22 protein-coding genes are annotated in these 19223 nt (G+C 27.9%); 8 read left to right on the forward strand and 14 right to left on the reverse strand.

The window, feature by feature from the left end; genetic code table 11:
* From mnmE to atpB, 8 genes are all read right to left on the reverse strand, one after another.
* Nucleotides 1-1341 (reverse strand): tRNA uridine-5-carboxymethylaminomethyl(34) synthesis GTPase MnmE, encoded by a 1341-nt coding sequence (mnmE, locus tag QOR43_RS01455; RefSeq protein ID WP_265133421.1) that lies wholly within the window; start codon nucleotides 1339-1341, stop codon nucleotides 1-3.
* Nucleotides 1338-2876 carry a membrane protein insertase YidC gene (gene yidC, locus QOR43_RS01460; protein ID WP_265133420.1) on the reverse strand — a complete coding sequence of 513 codons (1539 nt, stop codon included), beginning with the start codon at nucleotides 2874-2876 and terminating at the stop codon, nucleotides 1338-1340. The genes mnmE and yidC overlap by 4 nt, the downstream gene beginning before the upstream one ends.
* A 12-nt stretch (nucleotides 2877-2888) precedes the next feature.
* Nucleotides 2889-3095, reverse strand: a complete 207-nt coding sequence (gene yidD, locus QOR43_RS01465) for a membrane protein insertion efficiency factor YidD (protein WP_265133419.1) — start codon at nucleotides 3093-3095, stop codon at nucleotides 2889-2891.
* Nucleotides 3076-3417 carry a ribonuclease P protein component gene (gene rnpA, locus QOR43_RS01470; protein WP_265133418.1) on the reverse strand — a complete coding sequence of 114 codons (342 nt, stop codon included), beginning with the start codon at nucleotides 3415-3417 and terminating at the stop codon, nucleotides 3076-3078. Before rnpA ends, yidD begins: the two co-directional genes overlap by 20 nt.
* A complete protein-coding gene (gene rpmH / locus QOR43_RS01475; protein ID WP_460174007.1) occupies nucleotides 3417-3563 on the reverse strand; it encodes a 50S ribosomal protein L34 in 147 nt (48 codons plus the stop codon). Before rpmH ends, rnpA begins: the two co-directional genes overlap by 1 nt.
* Nucleotides 3564-3641: 78 nt before the next feature.
* Complete coding sequence (locus QOR43_RS01480; protein ID WP_265133417.1) at nucleotides 3642-3992, reverse strand: ATP synthase F0 subunit C; 351 nt, start codon at nucleotides 3990-3992, stop codon at nucleotides 3642-3644.
* 25 nt (nucleotides 3993-4017) lie between these two features.
* Entirely contained in the window at nucleotides 4018-4416 is a 399-nt protein-coding gene (locus QOR43_RS01485) for a universal stress protein (RefSeq protein WP_265133416.1), read from the reverse strand.
* A 12-nt stretch (nucleotides 4417-4428) separates the two neighbouring features.
* Nucleotides 4429-5049 carry a F0F1 ATP synthase subunit A gene (gene atpB, locus QOR43_RS01490; protein ID WP_283571406.1) on the reverse strand — a complete coding sequence of 207 codons (621 nt, stop codon included), beginning with the start codon at nucleotides 5047-5049 and terminating at the stop codon, nucleotides 4429-4431.
* A gap of 300 nt (nucleotides 5050-5349) precedes the next feature.
* Here atpB and QOR43_RS01495 point away from each other — a divergent pair, with 300 nt between their 5' ends.
* Together QOR43_RS01495 and QOR43_RS01500 are read left to right on the forward strand one after the other, a co-directional pair.
* Nucleotides 5350-6105: a YebC/PmpR family DNA-binding transcriptional regulator gene (locus QOR43_RS01495; protein ID WP_265133414.1), complete on the forward strand. Its 756-nt coding sequence runs from the start codon at nucleotides 5350-5352 to the stop codon at nucleotides 6103-6105.
* Between the two features lie 10 nt (nucleotides 6106-6115).
* A complete protein-coding gene (locus QOR43_RS01500) occupies nucleotides 6116-7237 on the forward strand; it encodes an anthranilate synthase component I family protein (protein WP_265133413.1) in 1122 nt (373 codons plus the stop codon).
* Here QOR43_RS01500 and mgtA read toward each other — a convergent pair.
* Nucleotides 7234-9651, reverse strand: coding sequence for a magnesium-translocating P-type ATPase (gene mgtA / locus QOR43_RS01505; RefSeq protein ID WP_265133412.1), 2418 nt, complete (start codon nucleotides 9649-9651; stop codon nucleotides 7234-7236). The genes QOR43_RS01500 and mgtA overlap by 4 nt on opposite strands.
* A 208-nt stretch (nucleotides 9652-9859) precedes the next feature.
* Here mgtA and QOR43_RS01510 point away from each other — a divergent pair, with 208 nt between their 5' ends.
* Nucleotides 9860-10846 carry a metallophosphoesterase gene (locus tag QOR43_RS01510; protein WP_283571403.1) on the forward strand — a complete coding sequence of 329 codons (987 nt, stop codon included), beginning with the start codon at nucleotides 9860-9862 and terminating at the stop codon, nucleotides 10844-10846.
* Nucleotides 10847-10848: 2 nt separating this feature from the next.
* Here the strand turns inward: QOR43_RS01510 and dcd are convergent, their stop codons facing one another.
* Complete coding sequence (gene dcd, locus QOR43_RS01515) at nucleotides 10849-11394, reverse strand: dCTP deaminase (RefSeq protein ID WP_265133409.1); 546 nt, start codon at nucleotides 11392-11394, stop codon at nucleotides 10849-10851.
* 90 nt (nucleotides 11395-11484) lie between these two features.
* Here dcd and QOR43_RS01520 point away from each other — a divergent pair, with 90 nt between their 5' ends.
* Genes QOR43_RS01520 through QOR43_RS01535 form a run of 4 tightly spaced genes read left to right on the forward strand, consistent with a single transcriptional unit; the run spans nucleotide 11485 to nucleotide 14229 of the window.
* Nucleotides 11485-12021 (forward strand): YceD family protein, encoded by a 537-nt coding sequence (locus QOR43_RS01520; RefSeq protein WP_265133408.1) that lies wholly within the window; start codon nucleotides 11485-11487, stop codon nucleotides 12019-12021.
* Between the two features lie 54 nt (nucleotides 12022-12075).
* Nucleotides 12076-12258 carry a 50S ribosomal protein L32 gene (gene rpmF, locus QOR43_RS01525; RefSeq protein ID WP_265133406.1) on the forward strand — a complete coding sequence of 61 codons (183 nt, stop codon included), beginning with the start codon at nucleotides 12076-12078 and terminating at the stop codon, nucleotides 12256-12258.
* A complete protein-coding gene (gene plsX, locus QOR43_RS01530; protein WP_265133405.1) occupies nucleotides 12258-13301 on the forward strand; it encodes a phosphate acyltransferase PlsX in 1044 nt (347 codons plus the stop codon). The genes rpmF and plsX overlap by 1 nt, the downstream gene beginning before the upstream one ends.
* A complete protein-coding gene (locus QOR43_RS01535; RefSeq protein ID WP_265133404.1) occupies nucleotides 13294-14229 on the forward strand; it encodes a beta-ketoacyl-ACP synthase III in 936 nt (311 codons plus the stop codon). The genes plsX and QOR43_RS01535 overlap by 8 nt, the downstream gene beginning before the upstream one ends.
* Here the strand turns inward: QOR43_RS01535 and QOR43_RS01540 are convergent.
* The gene (locus QOR43_RS01540) at nucleotides 14226-14699 is read right to left on the reverse strand and encodes a bifunctional nuclease family protein (protein WP_265133403.1); all 474 of its coding nucleotides are present in this window, start codon (nucleotides 14697-14699) and stop codon (nucleotides 14226-14228) included. The genes QOR43_RS01535 and QOR43_RS01540 overlap by 4 nt on opposite strands.
* Nucleotides 14700-14713: 14 nt before the next feature.
* Complete coding sequence (gene miaB / locus QOR43_RS01545) at nucleotides 14714-16018, reverse strand: tRNA (N6-isopentenyl adenosine(37)-C2)-methylthiotransferase MiaB (protein WP_265133402.1); 1305 nt, start codon at nucleotides 16016-16018, stop codon at nucleotides 14714-14716.
* A gap of 114 nt (nucleotides 16019-16132) precedes the next feature.
* Between miaB and QOR43_RS01550 the strand changes: the two genes are divergently transcribed.
* A complete protein-coding gene (locus QOR43_RS01550) occupies nucleotides 16133-16369 on the forward strand; it encodes a nucleotidyltransferase family protein (RefSeq protein WP_265133401.1) in 237 nt (78 codons plus the stop codon).
* 32 nt (nucleotides 16370-16401) lie between these two features.
* On the opposite strand, the gene QOR43_RS01555 is transcribed toward QOR43_RS01550, so the two are convergent.
* Complete coding sequence (locus QOR43_RS01555; protein WP_265133400.1) at nucleotides 16402-18072, reverse strand: IS200/IS605 family accessory protein TnpB-related protein; 1671 nt, start codon at nucleotides 18070-18072, stop codon at nucleotides 16402-16404.
* A 42-nt stretch (nucleotides 18073-18114) separates the two neighbouring features.
* Nucleotides 18115-19176 carry a polysaccharide deacetylase family protein gene (locus tag QOR43_RS01560; RefSeq protein WP_265133399.1) on the reverse strand — a complete coding sequence of 354 codons (1062 nt, stop codon included), beginning with the start codon at nucleotides 19174-19176 and terminating at the stop codon, nucleotides 18115-18117.
* Nucleotides 19177-19223: the final 47 nt, after the last annotated feature.

The raw sequence follows: 19223 nt of genomic DNA on the forward strand, positions 1-19223 counted from the left end.
TTATTTTCCTATACAGAAGCTATAAAAAATATTCCCTAAAATTTCTTCTGTTGTGATAACTCCTACTATTTCTTCTAAATATCTTAAAGATTCTTGTAAATCAAGCATTAATATCTCTTTTTGGTTTTGTAAAATCTCTAAATTTTTTAATACATTTTCTAAAACAGATTTTGCTTGGGTTAAAGCATTTAGATGTCTTACATTTATAAAAATTTCTTCTTCTTTTTCTTCGGAAATTGATAGTTTATTTAAAATTGCTTCTTCAAGTTTTTTTAGACCTTCAGATGTTTTACTGCTAACTAATATTATACTATCATTTTTAAATTCGTCAAGATTTTTTGCTATATCAAGTTTGTTTCCAACTATAATTGGAGATTTGTCTTTTATCTCTTCATATAGCTTTTTATCTTCTTCTGTAAATCCTTTTGATAAATCAAAAACAAATAAAATTATATCTGCTTCTTCAATCTTTTCTTTTGCTTTTTGGATACCTATTTTTTCAACATAATCTGAACTTTCTCTTATACCGGCAGTATCAAGTAATATAATAGGAATACCCTGAATAACTGCCCTTTCTTCTATAAAATCTCTTGTTGTTCCCTCATACTGAGACACTATAGCCCTTTCATATCCAATTAAGGCATTAAAAAGAGAAGATTTACCTACATTTGGTCTTCCAACAATTGCAAGTTTTATTCCTTCTTTTATTATTCTTCCTTTATTATAACTCTCTATAAGCTTATTTATTTGATTGATAACTTCTAAAAGATTAGATTGTATGATTTTTATATCTATTTCTTCTACATCTTCCGGAAAATTAATCTCTGCTTCAATTAAAGATATTAATTCAATCAATTTTTCTCTTAAATAATTTATCTTTTGAGATAATTTTCCTTCTAATATATTTAAAGCAATTTTTGATGCTTTCTCTGTTTTTGCTGATATTAACTCTGCTATTGCTTCTGCCTGAGTTAAATCTATTTTTCCATTTAAAAATGCTCTTTTTGTAAATTCCCCTGGCTGGGCTAATCTTGCACCAAAATAAATAGCTTCTTCTATAACCCTTCTAACAACCGGCACACTTCCATGGGTATGTATCTCAACAACATCTTCACCGGTAAAACTTCTCGGAGCTTTAAAAAAAATAAAAAGCCCTTCATCAATAATTTCTCCTTTCCTATTTAAAACTTTTCCAAAGTATACTTTTCTTTCTTGGATTTGGGAAGGAGTTGCAAAAATCTTTTTACCTATTTCTAAAGCCTTTTCACCACTAATCCTTATGATAGATACACCGGAAGGGATTAGTGGTGTTGCATTGGCTACAATTGTGTCTTTTATCATTTTTTCATAGTTTTGTTAATAATGAAACTTTGTAATATACCTAATAAATTATTCACAAGCCAGTATAAAACAAGTCCTGATGGAAAATTCATAAACATAAATGTAAATACACCTGCCATTATATACATTATCATTTTTTGATTTTTATCTGAAGAAGGAGTTATCCATTGCTGAGCTACCATAGATAATCCCATCAAAATAGGAAGTATATAATAAGGGTCTTTTTCAGATAAATCCTGTATCCATAACATAAAAGGAGCATTTTTTAGTTCAACTGTTACCATTAATACATTATACAAAGCTATAAATACAGGAATTTGAACCAATATAGGAAGACATCCGCTCATAGGATTTGCTCCTGCCTCAGCATATAATCTCATAATTTCTTCTTGAAGTTTTTGAGGGTCTTTTGCATACTTTTTCTTTAATTTTTCTATCTCAGGAGCCAAATCTGCCATTTTTTTCATAGCTTTTAAACTTTTGTGATTTAATGGGAAGAATAACAATCTAATCAATATAGTTAATATAATTATTGCTACTCCCCAGTTTGGTATATAACTATAGAAAAAGTGCAGTAATAAGAATAAAGGCTTTCCAACTATTCCGAAAAATCCAAAATCAATAGAAGCTCTTAAATCTAAATCTACATTCCATTTTGATAAATATTCTTCAGTTATTTTACCAAGCAATGAATATAATTTTGGCCCAACATATCCAAATCCTTCAATATTTGATGGAATAGCTTGAAGAACGACAGTATTATCTTTTGAGATAGATTTTATAACTGCTTGATTAGAGCCATTTTTTATTGCAAACATCTGTAAGAAATATTTATTTTCTTCACCAGCCCATAAAATTTTGTCTGTTATAATCTTTTCACCGGAAAAATCTTTATCTATTTTTATAAGTTCTTTATCTGTTTTTATAATTGCTCCCGAATGTCCAAAGCTATAATTACTTTGGATAGAAATACCGGAAAGTAGCAGTAAAGATTGATTTTCCAAGCCGGAGCTTTTTAAAGAAAAAGATATTGTTCCATCTTCATTTATTGTATAAATTTTTTCTAATTTAATAGAATCTGTATTTAAACTAAATATTAATTTATTGCCATCCTGTTTAAACTCATACTTAGAAAAATTAAGTAATTTTGTTATCAAAGGATTATTACTTATAATCTCACCTAAAAATATTCTGTTTTGCTTTGATAAATCAGAAACTAAATCTATCTTATATTTATCCCAGTAATTAGAAACAACTCTACCACCTATTTTAGAAAATTCTATATACCCATAATTTGTATTTATCTTAACAATATCTTTCAGATTATCAGAGGTAGCTCTTTCATTATTTAAAATTAAATCAATATTACCAACAGGATTAATAATCTGTTTTTGCTCAATATTTTGGGTTTTTTGTTCTTTCTTTGGTTCTTTGGGTAGAAAATATTGGGAGAAAAAACTAAAAGATATAAGTAAAACAGAAACAACTACAAAAAATATTAAAATCCTTTTCTGCATATCTTGATTTTCATTCATCTTAAACACCTCTTAAGGATAATCTACACCACCTTTTGAAAAAGGATTACATCTCAAAATTCTCCATATAGCTTTAATGCTACCTTTTATTACTCCGTATTTTTCTATTGCTAATATAGCATACGTAGAGCAAGAAGGATAATATCTACAACTTGAAGGTAGCACCGGAGATATAAACTTCTGATAAAATTTTATTAAGCTAATTAAAATTTTTTTCATTTTGTAATAATATAGGAATATCTTTAATATCTTGCAAAATATTTTGCAATTTTAGACCGATAATATCAAACCTTGCAATAAAAATAATATCATAACTTAAATCTTTAAATAAATCAAAATTTAATCTAACTGCTTCTCTCATAAGCCTTCTTGCCCTATTTCTAAGAACAGCTTTTTTAAAAACTTTCTTAGGTGCTATAAAAGCAAATCTCGGAAAAGATAAATCATTTTTTCTATAAAAAACCTTAAAAAAAGGTTTATTTATTATCTTTCCTTCTTTTAATACCTTTGTTATATCTTCCGATTTTTTAATAGTTTGCATTATGAGATTGCAATTCTTTTTCTACCTTTAGCTCTTCTTCTTGCAAGTATTTTTCTTCCGGATTTAGTTTTCATTCTTGCTAAGAATCCTGATGTTCTCTTCCTCTTTTTATTAGAAAGATGAGATTTAGCTTTCATATTTGCCATTTTTTATACCTCCTTATAAATAAATTAAGCGGCATAAAGCCGCTTTCAATTAAAAGAAATTTTTAATATTGATTAAACTTAGAATCCAGCTTTAGAATCAAAGATTCCTGTAAAGATGAATATAATTGCTATTAAAAGAGCATAAAGAACGAATGTTTCTATTAATGCCATACCAATAAACATTGTTGTTAAAAGCTTTCCACCCATATTTGGGTTTCTTGCCATACCTTCAAGAACTCCTCTAATAGCATTACCAAGACCTGCTGCACCACCACCAGCTGCCGCACCAATAGCTACACCGGCACCAATAGCTAATGCACCATAAAATATGGCTCTTGCCATAGGGTCAGCATTGCCTTCTGCTGCAAATGCTGCTGAAACTGCACCTGCTACCAACATCACCATTAAAACTTTTGAAAGTTTTACCATTATAAAAACGACCTCCTTAAAGTATTTATTTAATCAAAAATACATTCTGTTTTATTTTGCCTATCAAGTCTTGGCATTCTGAAGTGATAACTACCAAATCTGGATTTTCTTCTTCTATTGTTTTTAACAATCTATCTTTCATTTTACCACAACAATCTACGATAGGTTTATATTTACCTTCAAAATTTTTCATTGCTTCTTGCATTTTCAACTGGGCAGTTTTTCTTGATTTTTCTTCCAAATCCGGTGGAACAGGCATTCCAAAGCCAACACTTGCTCTTTTCAAGATATATACATCTTCCATTTCATAAAAAACTACCAGCTCGGCAGAATATTTATTAGCTAAATCTTTTGCATATTCTAAGGCTTTTAATGTTGGTGTTGTAAAATCTACATTAACTAAAATCTTTGATATTTTCACCATTCTATCTCTCCATTAATGTTCTACGTGGGTTATAGCACCGGCAATATAAACAGTTGTTAATACCATAAATACATAAGTTTGTAAAAATACAGCTATAAAGTGTATTAACATACCAGGTAATGGAACAAGTAAAGGAACAAGCATTATTAAAACAACACTAATAAGCTCACCACCTGTCATATTTGCAAATAAACGTAATGCCAAAGTAATAGGTCTACTTAAATGGCTAAGTAATTCTATTATAATAAAAACAGGAGCCATAGCAGGAATAGGACCTAAGAAATGTTTAAAATAACCAAGCCCGTTTTCTCTAATTCCTTCGAAATTATAATAGAAAAATACAAGTAATGCTAATGCCATGGTTGTGTTTAAATTTGCAGTAGGAGATTCAAATCCAGGTATCATTCCGATAAGATTACCAAAGAATACAAATAAACCAATACCGGCTACAAGAGGAAAATATTTTCTTCCTTTTTCACCCATATTTTCTTTAAGCATATTATCAACAAACTGAATATAAATTTCAAAAATATTTTGCACCGGAGTTGGAACTAAACCAGGTCTTTTTGCCAATATACTAAATAATATAGGAACCGCTATAACTATAATTAAAGCCATAATTACATGAGTCATGTTTTCCAACATACTCCTCCAATCTTAGAATATTATCTTTGACTTTCTAATTTTAAAAAGCTAAAAATAGTTTAAAACAAAATTAAAAAAATATCAAGTATTGGGTATTGCATGTAATAGATGAAAAATTATAGAAGTCGCAATACTTATCTTTTTGTAGCCCATATTTATCTCTCTTTTACCTGTATCTATATTTTATCATCTATTGTGCTAAATACCTTAATCTTAATTTGATAGATTATCAAATAGGTAATATGTTATAATCTTTAATATATATTCACAAATTTTTTGGAGGTTTTTATGGCAGGTCATAGTAGATGGCATAATATAAAAAATAAAAAAGCAAAAGCAGATGCACAAAGAGGAAAGATATTTACTAAGATTATAAAAGAGATTACTGTAGCAGCAAGATTAGGTGGCGGAGACCCACAAGCAAATCCAAGACTTAGAATGGCAATAGAAAAGGCAAAAGAAGTAAATATGCCTTCTGAAAATATAGAAAGGGCAATTAAAAGAGGAACCGGTGAGCTTGAAGGTGTTACTTATGAAGAAGTAAGATACGAAGGATATGGTCCGGAAGGTGTAGCTATTATAGTAGATGCAATGACAGATAATAGAAATAGAACAACAGCAGAGATAAGACATATATTCTCTAAATATGGTGGTAATCTTGGGGCTTCCGGCTGTGTATCATTCTTATTTGAAGATAAAGGTGTTATATATGTAGATAAATCAAAATATAATGAAGATGAAATATTTGAGAAAGCAATAGAAGCCGGTGCAGAAGATGTAATAACAGATGACCAAGATTATTATGAAATAAGAACATCCGCAACAGATTTATACACTGTAAAAGAAAATTTAGAAAAAGCAGGTGTAGAAATAGCAAAAGCAGAACTTACAAAATTACCTACAACAACTGTAAAAATAAATGATGAAGAAACAGCAACAAAATTAATGAAACTTTTAGATGCTCTTGAAGATAATGATGATGTCCAAAAAGTATATGCAAATTTTGATATTCCGGAGAATATACTTGAAAAGGTTGAAGGCTAATAACCAATAAATGATATATCTTTACAGCGAAAATAGTTGGCTACCGGAAAATGGACTTATTATTTTTAATAAACCTATATACCAGATAAAAATTTATAAAAGAGTAAAAAATTTAGATAATTTTCTTTTATTACTACAAAAATTTATAAAAAAGAATAAACTTTATGCAGTTAGTTTTTTTTCCTATGATTTAAAAGAAGAAATTTTTGGAATAAAAAAATTAAAGAAAGATATCATAAAAATACCAAAGATTTATATTAATTTTTACAAAAATTATGAAATTATTCAAGATTTAGAAAAAACCGGAAAAAATATTATAAAAAATATAGAATATCAAACAACAAAAGAAGATTTTATAAAAAAAGTTGAGAAAGCGAAAAAATATATAGAAAATGGAGATATTTATCAAATAAATTTAACCCATAGAATAAAGATAGATGGATATTTTGACAAATTATATACATTCAAAAATCTGCTAAATATTCAAAAAACACCATATCTTATTTTAATAAAAGATAAAGATTTTTCAATAATATCCGGTTCAATGGAGTTATTTTTAAAAAAAGAAAATAACAAAATAACAACAGAGCCAATTAAAGGCACAATAAAAAGGGGTAAAAATAAGGAAGAAGATATATATCTTGAAAATTTATTAAAAAATAGCCAAAAAGAAAGAGCAGAAAATCTTATGATAACAGATTTAATGAGAAATGATTTAGGAAGAATAGCAAATAATATAAAAGTGAAAGAACTATTTAAAATAACAAAATATAATTCATTATTTCAGATGAGTTCTGTTGTAGAAGGTGATTTAAAAAAAGATATAACTTTAAAAGATATTATATATTCAACATTTCCACCGGGTTCAGTTACAGGAGCACCTAAATTTAGAGCTATGCAGATAATAGATGAGCTTGAAGATTATAAAAGACATATATATTGTGGAGCTATTTTTTTGATTAGACCAAATTTAGATTTTGTGATGAGTGTAGCAATCAGGCAGATTATATTTCAAAATAAAAATGCATATATATATGTAGGAAGTGGTATTGTAGCCGATTCTAATCCGGAAAAAGAATATGAAGAAACATTAATAAAAGCAAAAGCAAATTTAGAAAGTTTACTACTTTAAAATCTATATTTTCTATAAAAATACTGTTTTGTTATCTCAACAACCAAAAGATAAATTAACACAATCACTGAAACACCTAAATATATATCTAACGGTAAAGGTTTTAACTCTAAAATTTTTCCAATTATTGTATAAGGTATAAAAATTGTAGCCAAAAATATAAAAGACACGGAAGCAATAAGATATTTACTTGGTAGTGAGCTAAATATATTTTTCCTTGTTCTTAAAACCAGTAAAACAAAAATCTGTGTTAACATGCCTTCTAAAAACCAGCCAGACCTAAAAATTTCTTCAGATGCTTTAATAATAATAAGTAAAAATCCAAATGTTATATAATCAAAAACAGAGCTAATTAATCCAAATACTATCATAAAATGTTTTATAAATTCCAAGTTCCATCTTTTAGGTTCTTTTAACCATTCTTTATCAACATTATCATAAGGAATAGACATAACAGCTATATCTGTAAGTAAGTTCTGGGTTAAAACCTGTTTTGGCAGTAAAGGTAAAAAAGGAATAATAAAAGAAGCTCCTGCCATCGAGAATATATTTCCAAAATTTGAGCTTGTTTGCATAAATAGATATTTCATTGTATTTATAAATGTTTTTCTACCTTCTAAAATAGCATTTATCAAAATATTTAAATCAGGTTTTAACAACACAATTTCTGCTGTTTCTTTAGCTATATCTACTGCATTATTTACAGATATTGCAACATCTGCTGACCTCATGGCTGCAATATCGTTTATTCCATCTCCCATATATCCTACTACATTTCCGGCTTTTCTTAATGAAGTTATAACCCTTTCTTTTTGCAAAGGATTTAGTTCTGCAAAAATATCTACATCTTGCACAACTTTTATGAGAGCCTCTTCTGATAGATTGTCTATTTCTTTTCCTGTCAGAATTTTTGTAGATAAATTAAGTTCGTTTGCTATATATATTGACACAGAACTATTATCTCCTGTTAAAATTTTTAATTTAACTCCTATTTCAGATAATTTTTGTATTAGCTCTTTTGCATCTTTTTTCGGAGGGTCAAATAATATCAAAAACCCGAGAAATACCATATCATTTTCATCTTCAAAAGAAATCTGCTCTTTATTAATTTCTTTAAAAGATACTGCTATAACTTTAAATCCTTTTTTACTATATTCATCAAAAGTTTTTTCAATTAAATCTTTATAATTTTCAATATCTTGAATATTGTTATCTATAAAAACATATTTTGAAATTGAGATAATATTCGGAAATGCTCCTTTTGTTATAAGGATATTTTTATTTTCTTTTTTAACTAAGATTGATAATCTTTTTCTATTAAAATCATAAGGAATTTCATCTAATTTTTTATATTTTGTAATATCTATATCATCTTTTAAGTTATTTCTTATTGCATCATCTATTGGATTTTTATAACCGGTTTCAAAAAAAGAATTGACATATATATATTCTGCAATCAATGGATTATCCATATCTAAAGCATCTTTATAACCGTATATTTTCATTTCTCCTTCTGTCAATGTGCCGGTTTTGTCAGAACAAAAAACATTCATACTTCCAAAATTTTCTATGGATACAAGTCTTTTTACTATCGCACCTGCTTTTGCAATATGCTTTGCACCATAAGATAGATTTAATGTTATTACAGCCGGAAGTAAAGAAGGAGATAATCCAACTGCCAAAGACAATGCAAATAATAAGGAATCAATAAACGGTCTGTGAAAATAGATATTTACTGCAAATACTACAAAAACAAGTAATATAGCAATATCAACAAGTAAGTATCCAAATTTTCTTAAACCTCTTTCAAACTCGGTTTCTTCTTTGCCTAATTTTAATTTTTTTGCTAATTTTCCAAATTCTGTATTTTGACCGGTTTTTTCTACAACTGCTAAACCATAGCCACTAACCACATGAGTTCCCATAAAGATTTTATCATTTTCTCTTTTTTCTACAGGATATGGCTCTCCTGTAAGAAGTGCTTCATTTATAAACAAATCTTTGCTTTCTATAATTTTTCCATCAGCAGGGACAATATCTCCTGCTCTAAGAACTACGATGTCTTCCGGAACAACATACTCTATTGGAATTTCTACTTCTTTATTATCTCTTATAACATTTACATATACTTTAACAATAGAAAGAAGTTTTTGTATTGCTTTATTTGCAGAACGCTCTTGCCAGAATGTTAAAAATGTGCTAATTATGATAATAAATAAAATAATTAAAGATTCTAATTTATCTCCCAAAAAATAAGCTAAAATTGTGGCAAATATTAGAAGTATCATAAAAGGGTTTTTAAATTGGGATAAATAAAGCTTTATATCTGAAATCTCTTTTTTTTCTTTTATTATATTAAATCCATACTGTTTTAATCTTTCTTCTGCTTCTTTTGAGCTCAAACCTTTAATCATTATACCTCTCCTTTTTTATAAATTTAAATTATATTTGTGAAAATTCAATTATTAGTATATATTGTTTTTCAAAAAAGATAAGGTGAGATAAATGTTGTTTATAATAATCTTTTTAACGATATATTTTTTTATTAATTTTTATTTTTTTTATAAGATAAAGCATTTTCTAAATATTAAATCTAAATATATATACATATTTCCTGTATTAATGACCTTATCGCCGGTTTTTTATAGATTTTATGATAAAGCCGGATTTGATAATTTTTATTTATCTTTTTTTATTTTATGGTATATGGGTTTTGTTATTTTGTTTGGAATATATTACTTTTTTATAGATTTTTATCATTTTTTGTTAAAAATAATCCATAAAATTGTAGGACATAATCCTTTACCCCATATATCTATTAAAAAAGGATTTATTTTTGTTTTTGCTTTATCTATCTTATCAACAGCTTATGGATATTATGAAACTTTAAATCTTCAAGTTTATAGATTTATTATCTATTCAGATAAAGTTGAAAAAGATTTTAAAATACTCCATATTTCTGACTTACATCTAAATCAAGTTATGAGAGAAGATAAAATAAAAAAGATTATAGAGATTTATGAAAAGGAAAAGCCGGATATTGTTATATCTACCGGTGATTTAGTTGATGGAAATGTTAAAAATAAAATTTCTTATATAAATCTTCTCAGAAAGATAAATCCTCCTCTTGGGAAATATGCAATTCTTGGAAATCATGAATATTATGCAGATGTAGAGCAAGCTATTGATTTTACACAAAAATCAGGTTTCTTATTGCTAAGAGATAGTTTTATTTATCTTCCTTACAATGTAGCCATAGTTGGTGTTGATGATATTGAAGCTGAAAGGTTTGGCATTTTAAGAAAATATAATGATTTAGAGATTTTAAATAAAGTGGATAAAGATAAATTTATAATTTTTTTAAAGCATCAGCCTAAAATTGATAAAAATATTATAGGTAAATTTGACCTTGCTTTGTGTGGTCATACCCATGGTGGAGTTATTTTCCCTGTTAAATATATACTACGAAAAATCTTTATAACAGATGCAGGCTTTTTAAAAGGTGGTAATAGTTATATTTTTGTAAGTAGAGGAGTTGGAACCGGTGCAGCTCCACTTAGAATAGGAGCATTGCCGGATGTAGCAATTTTTGAGATTAAGAAAAAATAATTTTATTTTTTATCTAAGAATATTTTTGAAGCAGTAGTTCCTCTTTGACCTTGATATTTTCCTCTGTAAGGTCTCTCTGCTTTTTCTGTCATTTGTGCAAATACAAGCTGACAGATTCTCATTTGAGGATATATTTTTATAGGTCTGGAATTAGCATTGTAAAATTCAAGGGTTATATTTCCTTCAAATCCAGCATCTACCCATCCGGCATTTTCAATAAACAATCCAAGCCTTCCAAGAGAAGACCTACCTTCTACAAAAGCAGTTAGATAATCAGGAAGTTTAATATATTCTATTGTTGTAGCTAATATAAACTGCTTTGGTTTTATAATAAAACCTTCATCTGTTGCTTCAATAGTTTGCATATGCTGATGGAAATAAGGCTCTTTCACATCAATTAAATCAATTGTATCCGGATAAACAAGAAAATCATAACCAAGTCTTAAATCAACAGAAGATGGTTGAATCTGAAGCTCTTCATCAATTGGCTCAATTATTAACTCTCTCTTATGTAAAAGATTTCTTATTGTTTTATCATTCAAAATCATAATAAAATTATAACATAAATGTTATAATTGTTTTTAATAAAATTTTGCATAAATTCTCTACCTTAAAAATTTTAAAAAGGGGTGATTAAATTGACAGCAATTATACTAAACCTTAAAGAAGAGTTAAAAAAAGAGCCTTTTAGAGAATATGAGTTTGAAATCCCTTTAAAAGAGCTGGATTTACCAGAAGAATATATGATAGATGAAAATGAGAAATTAAAGGTAAAAATACATCTTGTAAAAGATAAAGATGATTATATTGTTTCAGTTGCTTTTGATACTTATATAAATGTAGAATGTGCAAGATGCTTAGAACCGGCAAAAACAAAATTTGCAGTATCTGAAAGCATTATATTAACTAAAAAACCATCAAAAGAACAAGAACTTCATGAAGAAGATTTATTTACAGAATATCTTGAAGATGAAGAACATTTTAATCTAAATGAATTAATAAGAGAAGAAATTATTGTAAATACTCCTATGAAAGTTTTATGTAGTGAGGATTGCAAAGGACTTTGTCCGGTATGTGGAGCAAATAAAAATTTTGAAAGTTGTGATTGCGAAATAAAATTAAGAAGAAAAGAATCTCCTTTTGCTAAGTTAGAAAATCTTCTGAAAAAATCCTGATTTTCTGTTATAATTATTGTTTGTCTTAAATTTGAAAAAAGGAGGTTTTTTATAATGGCAGTACCAAAGAGGAAAAAATCTAAAGCTAAAACAGCTATGAGAAAAGCCCAATGGATGAGAAAATTAAAAATGCCGGGAATGTCTATTTGTCCGGAATGCAATCAACCAAAATTACCTCACAGAGTTTGTCCTCATTGTGGATATTACAAAAATAAAGAGGTAATTCAGGTAGTTTAATGTATATTGCTCTTGATGCAATGGGAGGAGATTATGCTCCTCTCTGTAATGTAAAAGGTGCAATAGAATTTGCAAAAGAAACAAAGCACGGCGTTTATTTAGTAGGCGATGAAAATATATTAAAAAAAGAATTAATTAAGTATGGCGGGGAAGGATTACCAATAGAGATAGTCCATGCAGATGAAGTTATAGAAATGGATGAACCTCCTTCTATAGCTCTCAGAAAAAAAAGAAATTCTTCTATGCATGTAGCAGGAAAATTAGTAAGAACAGGAAAAGCTGTTGGATTTGTATCTGCAGGTAATACCGGTGCTGCAATGAGCATCGGTAAATTTATAATTGGAGCAACGGAAGGAATAGAAAGACCGGCAATAGCAGTAGCATTTCCAAACAAAAAAGGAAGTAAAACAGTTTTAATAGATGTAGGTGCAAATGTAGATTGCAGACCAAGACATCTTATAGATTTTGCAGTTCTTGGATATACTTATGCAAAAGAGATTTTAAATATATCTGACAATCCAAAGATAGGAATACTTAGTATAGGTGAAGAAGAAGGCAAAGGAAATGAACTTGTAAAAGATACATATCCATTGCTTAAAATGACAAAACTAAATTTTTTAGGAAATGCAGAAGGTAGGGATATATTTACCGGAGATTTTGATGTAATTGTTTGTGATGGTTTTGTCGGTAATGTTGTATTAAAAACAAGTGAAAGCTTAGGGATGATAATCCTTGAGATGATAAAAGCAGAAGTTGAAAAAAGTTTTATATCAAAATTCGGTGCAATGCTTATGATGCCTGCATTAAAAAGATTTAAAAGAAAAGCAGATTTTACAGAATACGGAGGAGCTCCTCTTCTTGGAACAAAAGGAACTACAATAATAACCCATGGAAGAGCAGATGAAAAAGCTATAAAGAATGCATTAAAAGCTGCAATGAATTTTGTAGACCATCATTTTAATGAAAAATTAAAAGAAAATATACAAAATCTAATTCCGGAAGAGCTCAGAAGATACAGAGAGGAGATACCAAATAATGTTTAAATCTAAGATAACCGGTATAGGTATGTATGTTCCAGAAAGAGTATTGACTAATTTTGACCTTGAAAAATTTCTTGATACATCAGATGAATGGATAACAACCAGAACAGGTATAAAAGAAAGAAGAATTGCAGAAGAATGGACAAAAGCAAGTGATTTGGCAGTTAATGCATCTAAAATAGCTATCCAAGAAGCAGGTATCTCTGAAAAAGATATAGATGTTGTAATAGTTGCAACTTCAACTCCGGATATGACATTTCCTTCAACAGCATGTTTTTTAGCAGATAAACTTGATTGTAATAAACCTATGGCTTTTGATATATCAGCAGCATGTAGTGGATTTATATACGGATTGACTCTTGGAGATACATTTATTAAATCAGGAAAAGCAGAAAATGTTTTAGTTGTTGGAACAGAGGTTTTCTCTCATATTATTGATTGGTCAGATAGAACAACGGCAGTTTTATTTGGAGATGGGGCAGGAGCAGTTGTTTTATCTAAAGGCAATGATGAAAGTGATATATTATCAACTGTAATGAAATCAGATGGCTCAAACTGGAATTTATTACATTGTCCGGTTGGGGAAAAATTAAGAATGCAAGGAAGGGAAACTTTCAAACTTGCAGTTAGAAATATGGAAGTAGCTTGTAATAAAGCTTTATCAAAAGCAGGTATAAAAAAGGAAGATATAAAATTGGTTATACCTCATCAGGCTAATATAAGAATTATAAATGCCCTTGCAGAAAAACTTGAAATTCCTCAAGAAAAAGTTTATAGCAACATACATAAATACGGAAATACAAGTGCTGCATCTATTCCGATTGCTATGTATGAAGCTTATAAAGAAGGGAAGTTTGAGAGAGGAGATTATATACTCCTCACCGCATTCGGCGGCGGTTTAACTTGGGGTGCTATCGTAATTAAATTTTAAAATTCTATATTTTTTTCAAAATCTTCCGGTTTAAGTGATTCAAGCCATTCCTTAATATCTTCTTCATCTATTTTCTCTTCATTATCTATTTCTAAAAGTTGCTGCGAAACATAAATAGGTGATTCTGTTCTGAGGGCTACATTTATAGCATCACTTGGTCTTGAATCAATCTCAATTTTGGTTCCATTTCTATCAATTATCACTACAGAAGCATAATAAGTGTTATCTTGTAAAGTGTGAATTTTGATACTATCTACTTTTGCAGATAATGAATCAATAAGATTTACCATTAAATCATAGGTCATTGGTCTTGGTGTTTGAACATTTTCTAAAACTGTTGCTATTGAGTTTGCTTCAAAAATTCCTATCCAGATTGGTAATATTTTTGCACCTTCTTTGGATTTTAGTATTACTATTGGCATATTTGTTGTAGGGTCAAGTGTAATGCCTTGGACTTCCATTTCAACCATAGCTTTTCCTCCTTTTAGTTTAATACACCTTCTAAACTGAATCTATTAACTTTTTCAATTTTTACATCAACTATCTCACCTAATAAATTATCCCTTCCGTAAAAATGGACAAGTTTATTTGTTCTTGTTCTTCCTACATACTGTCCATCTTCTTTTTGTTCTTCTACAAGAACTTCTACAACTTTATTTTCATAAGCCAGATTTTTCTTAAATGTTATATCTTTTTGCATATTGATTAAATCATTTAACCATTTTGATAATGTTTCAGGAGTTTCTGCCATAGGCATATCTGCTGCCGGTGTTCCAGGTCTTGGTGAGTATTTAAAAGCAAATACTTGGTCATATTCTACTTCTTTTAATACTTTTATTGTTTCAAGATAATCTTCATAAGTTTCCCCCGGAAAACCTACTATAATATCTGTAGATAAAGCTATATCCGGTATATATTTTTTTAATAGTTCTATTTTATGAAGATACTCTTTTTGTGTATAACCTCTGTCCATTGCTTGAAGTATTTTGTCTGAACCGGCTTGAATTGGTAGATGTAGGGCTTCACAAACTTGGGGTATATCTGCCATTGCTTTTATTGTTTCTTCATCTAAATCCCTTGGATGCCCCGTTGTAAATCTTATTCTTTCTACTCCTTTTATATCCGCTACTGCATATAAAAGCTCATAAAATTTAACATCTCCTAAATCTTTTCCATAAGCGGTAACATTTTGACCAATAAGATGTATCTCTTTTACTCCATCTTCTACAAGGAATTGAATTTCTCTAAGAATATCTCCTATTCTTCTACTTCTTTCTTTTCCTCTTGTTGTTGGAACTATACAATATGTGCATTTTTTATCACATCCTCTTATTACAGTTACAAATGCAGTATATTTATTTTCCCTAACGGTAGGATATTGGTCTAATTCAAATTCTGAGCTATCTATCTCTTCAAGTATTTCTACTGCTTTATTTCCTTCTTTAGCTTCTTGTAGTAATTTTGGTAAGTGATGAATATTTGTTGTTCCAAATACCATATCTATAAATGGTGCTTTTTGTAAAATTTCATAACCGGCTCTTTGTGCCAAACATCCACAAACCCCAATTATTGCATTTGGGTTTTGTTTTTTTATTTTTTTAAATTCTCCAAGGGCTGATAATACTTTTTGGTCTGGTTTTTCTCTTACAGAGCATGTATTTACTAATATTACATCTGCTTCTGTCCAGTCCTGTGCCAGCTCATAACCAAGGGTTTTTAATATTCCTGCCATTTTTTCGGAATCATTAACATTCATCTGACATCCAAATGTTCTTATATAAAATTTCAACAATATTCCTCCTACCTTAAATTTTCCAATTTTACATAATATGTAAATTTATTTGATTTTTCAAGAAGAAAGATATATTATAAGTTTAATATTTATTTTTGAGTGAAAAGAAAAATGAGTAAAAAAAATGAAATTTTAAATATTTTACAGAAAAATAAAGAGGAATTAAAAAAGTTTGGTGTTAAAAGAATTGGTATATTTGGCTCGGCAGTAAGAAATGAGTTAAAAAAAGATAGTGATATTGATTTTATTGTTGAGTTTGAAGAAAATAGAGGAGATATGAAAGATTTTATTGGTGTTATTGAATTTCTTGAAAATTTATTTAATAGAAATGTTGAGGTACTCTTATAGATAGTAAAAGGTAATCAAATATAATCAAAAGATTATAAAAAGTTATATCCTTCTACTATCTTGCAGAGTACCCGATTTTGCCTACTACCCGTTATTTGTAGCATTTCTACTACAAACTCACGGGATACTTGTAATAAATCTTTTATCTTTAACTTAATTGGTCTTGATAACTTGTCAATTAATAGTTTAGTGTTATTTATTAGTGGCATAGCCACTTTTCTTAATATGTTATAACTTCCTACTGCATCTGCATTAAATATTTTGTTTGTAATATAATCTTTAAATAATCCCCTTTTTATCCTTTTACCTTGATAAAGAGTATTTAATTGTTCCCTTAATTCTTTTTCCTTTTCTTTTAACTGATTTAATTCTTTTTCCGGTAAATTGGTATTATTTAGTTCTCTTTTTACCTTTAAATATTCTTCTCCAATTTCTAAAACTTCATTCAGATTAGCAAATGGTGATGTTTTGCTTGTAAATTCTTCTGATATTTCTTCTGTTTCTATTCCATATTCTTCAAGTTTATATTTTAGCATATCTATTATTTTTCTAAATGGTATGCTTACAAAATGTTGATTTGTTTTATTCCCTAAATCTATTCCATCTTTACTATTCGTTGCTCCATTTCCTATTATTACTTTTTTGTGTCCTGTTTCATATAGATAATCTGCTATCTTTTTTGTTATTTGATGGAAAATATTATTTAAATATCTTTCTCTGAATGCTGATAGTTGTTTTTGTTTATTTATTAATTCTCCTTTCTTTTGTTTTAAACCATCAGTATTTAAATCATCTTTTGATAATTTATTTATTTGATTTTGCAGTAAATCTATTTCTGATTGTATTTTTGCTTTTTCTTTGTTAAACCATTGATTGAACGATTTTATTTCTTTACCACTGATTATTAGAGTTCTTAAACTTGGATTATTGCTAAATATTGTAATCAGATTATTTAATCCTAAATCTATTCCTGCAATATATTTTTGTTCTGCTTTTTCTATCTCAATTTTTTTTGTATAAACTACATCAATATAAGCATCAGTTCCTATGGTTTTTATTTTTATTGATTTTATCTTCTCTCCATCTATATATTCTGGTAATTTAACTTTTATATATCTTGAATTCTCATCATCAAATGTTAATCTAACTAATAAATATCTATCATCTATAATATCAAAACTATTAGCATTTAACTCAACGGTAAAAGATACAATATCCTTTAATTTCTTTGCTTTCGGTGGTTTTGGTTTTCCTCTGAATTTACTTGGATTTTTTGCATATTTTTTTATAGATTTGAAATAACTATTATAATCTTTGATATATTGTCTTATTACTGATTGAACAGCATAAACATTTTTTACCTTTTCTTTTTGCTGTTTTAATTTAACTATAAAATCTTTTAATTCTTGATTTTTCTCAATATTTTGTAAAATACCATTATATTCTTTTAATTTTTCTTCTTTAGATTTTTTAATATTACCATTTTCATCTTTTGTATCTCTTGGTCTATATGGTTTATCTGATAAAAGATTAAATAAATAACTTTCGTTTAAAATGATATATCCATAAGTTTTGTAATAGATTTGGTTAAAGATAATAAGGAGATTCCTAAAATGTGCTAATTCATATTGAAGATTTAAAATTCTATCTTTTCTTTGTTTTCCACTTATCCTAATGCTTAATGCTCTTTTATAGGATTTCATATATAATATTATACAATCTTTTGTTATTATTTGATATAATTTTTATAAAAATAAGGAACTATATTTAATTATTTTAGTAAAAAATGAGATGAAATCCTTGGAGATTTCTATTCTTGGAAGTTTGTGAAAATTTTGATTTTTTCTTATTATATCTTTTTCGGTAGTATATCCGGTAAGGTAAATTTCGGAAGATAGATTAATAAGAACATCATCATAATGTCCAAATGGATAAGATATATGATTTACCTTTTGCCCTATCATCTCTTCAAGTTCTCTTTTTGCTTCTATTAGCTCATTTTTTACCCGATTTATTCTTTCTTCTTCTGTTTCAAAATACAAAAATGAATTAAAATTTTTTTCAAGCTCTTTTCTTAAATTTTCTTTCCAATTTTTCTTATTGAAAAAAGATTTATCTAAATTTTTAATAAAATCCTTTATTTCTTTTTTCAAAAAGCCTCTTTTTACTGCAAGATTATTTTTATCCGGAAAAATAGGATATCCAACTACCGGATATTCAAGAGATGAAAAATCATTTTTTTCTGAATAAGAATAAGGGGCACTCCAATGTCCATTTTTACCATCATAAAAATCTAAAATTTTATCTTCATAAAAAACCTTAGCATGAATTTTTGCATGACCTTCTATATTAAAAACATCTTTCATTTTATTTAGTTCTGCAACTGTAAGAAAATCATAACTTTTGCCTTTTTCAAGAAATTCTTTATGTGCTTCACCCATCCCAAGCGGTTGATATAACTGATTTTTACTTATTTTATTGTTCCAATAATCTTCCAAGCTTGGTCTTACAAAATCTTCTTTTATTATCCTTGAAGTAATAGGAAAGATTGTTGCTTTTAAATTATACTTTTTTAGTATAGGATATGCATATACAAAATTATCTACAAAACCATCATCAAATGATATAACTATGGAGTTCCTTTTTGGTTGTTTATTTGTTGTGAGATATTCATAAACATCATCTAAGGTGATACAATCAAAATATTTTTTTATTATTTTCATCTCTATATCAAATGTAGATACTGCCTTAGAATGTCCCCATTTTGGAATTATTTTATGATAAAAAATTACAAAAATATTAGGCATTAACTAAACCTCTTAAATGGATAATGAGATTGATATTATAGCATATT

The sequence above is a fragment of the Venenivibrio stagnispumantis genome, assembly GCF_900182795.1.
GTDB classification, from domain to species: Bacteria; Aquificota; Aquificia; order Aquificales; family Hydrogenothermaceae; genus Venenivibrio; species Venenivibrio stagnispumantis.

Coding starts and splice junctions, on each gene's coding strand:
- rpmH (WP_460174007.1), bottom strand. CDS start 3,563: ATGGCAAATATGAAAGCTAAATCTCATCTTTCTAATAAAAAGAGGAAG.
- yidC (WP_265133420.1), bottom strand. CDS start 2,876: ATGAATGAAAATCAAGATATGCAGAAAAGGATTTTAATATTTTTTGTA.
- mgtA (WP_265133412.1), bottom strand. CDS start 9,651: ATGATTAAAGGTTTGAGCTCAAAAGAAGCAGAAGAAAGATTAAAACAG.
- plsX (WP_265133405.1), top strand. CDS start 12,258: ATGTATATTGCTCTTGATGCAATGGGAGGAGATTATGCTCCTCTCTGT.
- QOR43_RS01510 (WP_283571403.1), top strand. CDS start 9,860: ATGACCTTATCGCCGGTTTTTTATAGATTTTATGATAAAGCCGGATTT.
- QOR43_RS01500 (WP_265133413.1), top strand. CDS start 6,116: ATGATATATCTTTACAGCGAAAATAGTTGGCTACCGGAAAATGGACTT.
- QOR43_RS01550 (WP_265133401.1), top strand. CDS start 16,133: ATGAGTAAAAAAAATGAAATTTTAAATATTTTACAGAAAAATAAAGAG.
- QOR43_RS01535 (WP_265133404.1), top strand. CDS start 13,294: ATGTTTAAATCTAAGATAACCGGTATAGGTATGTATGTTCCAGAAAGA.
- QOR43_RS01560 (WP_265133399.1), bottom strand. CDS start 19,176: ATGCCTAATATTTTTGTAATTTTTTATCATAAAATAATTCCAAAATGG.
- rpmF (WP_265133406.1), top strand. CDS start 12,076: ATGGCAGTACCAAAGAGGAAAAAATCTAAAGCTAAAACAGCTATGAGA.
- atpB (WP_283571406.1), bottom strand. CDS start 5,049: ATGACTCATGTAATTATGGCTTTAATTATAGTTATAGCGGTTCCTATA.
- QOR43_RS01480 (WP_265133417.1), bottom strand. CDS start 3,992: ATGGTAAAACTTTCAAAAGTTTTAATGGTGATGTTGGTAGCAGGTGCA.
- QOR43_RS01540 (WP_265133403.1), bottom strand. CDS start 14,699: ATGGTTGAAATGGAAGTCCAAGGCATTACACTTGACCCTACAACAAAT.
- QOR43_RS01495 (WP_265133414.1), top strand. CDS start 5,350: ATGGCAGGTCATAGTAGATGGCATAATATAAAAAATAAAAAAGCAAAA.
- QOR43_RS01555 (WP_265133400.1), bottom strand. CDS start 18,072: ATGAAATCCTATAAAAGAGCATTAAGCATTAGGATAAGTGGAAAACAA.
- rnpA (WP_265133418.1), bottom strand. CDS start 3,417: ATGCAAACTATTAAAAAATCGGAAGATATAACAAAGGTATTAAAAGAA.
- mnmE (WP_265133421.1), bottom strand. CDS start 1,341: ATGATAAAAGACACAATTGTAGCCAATGCAACACCACTAATCCCTTCC.
- QOR43_RS01485 (WP_265133416.1), bottom strand. CDS start 4,416: ATGGTGAAAATATCAAAGATTTTAGTTAATGTAGATTTTACAACACCA.
- yidD (WP_265133419.1), bottom strand. CDS start 3,095: ATGAAAAAAATTTTAATTAGCTTAATAAAATTTTATCAGAAGTTTATA.
- dcd (WP_265133409.1), bottom strand. CDS start 11,394: ATGATTTTGAATGATAAAACAATAAGAAATCTTTTACATAAGAGAGAG.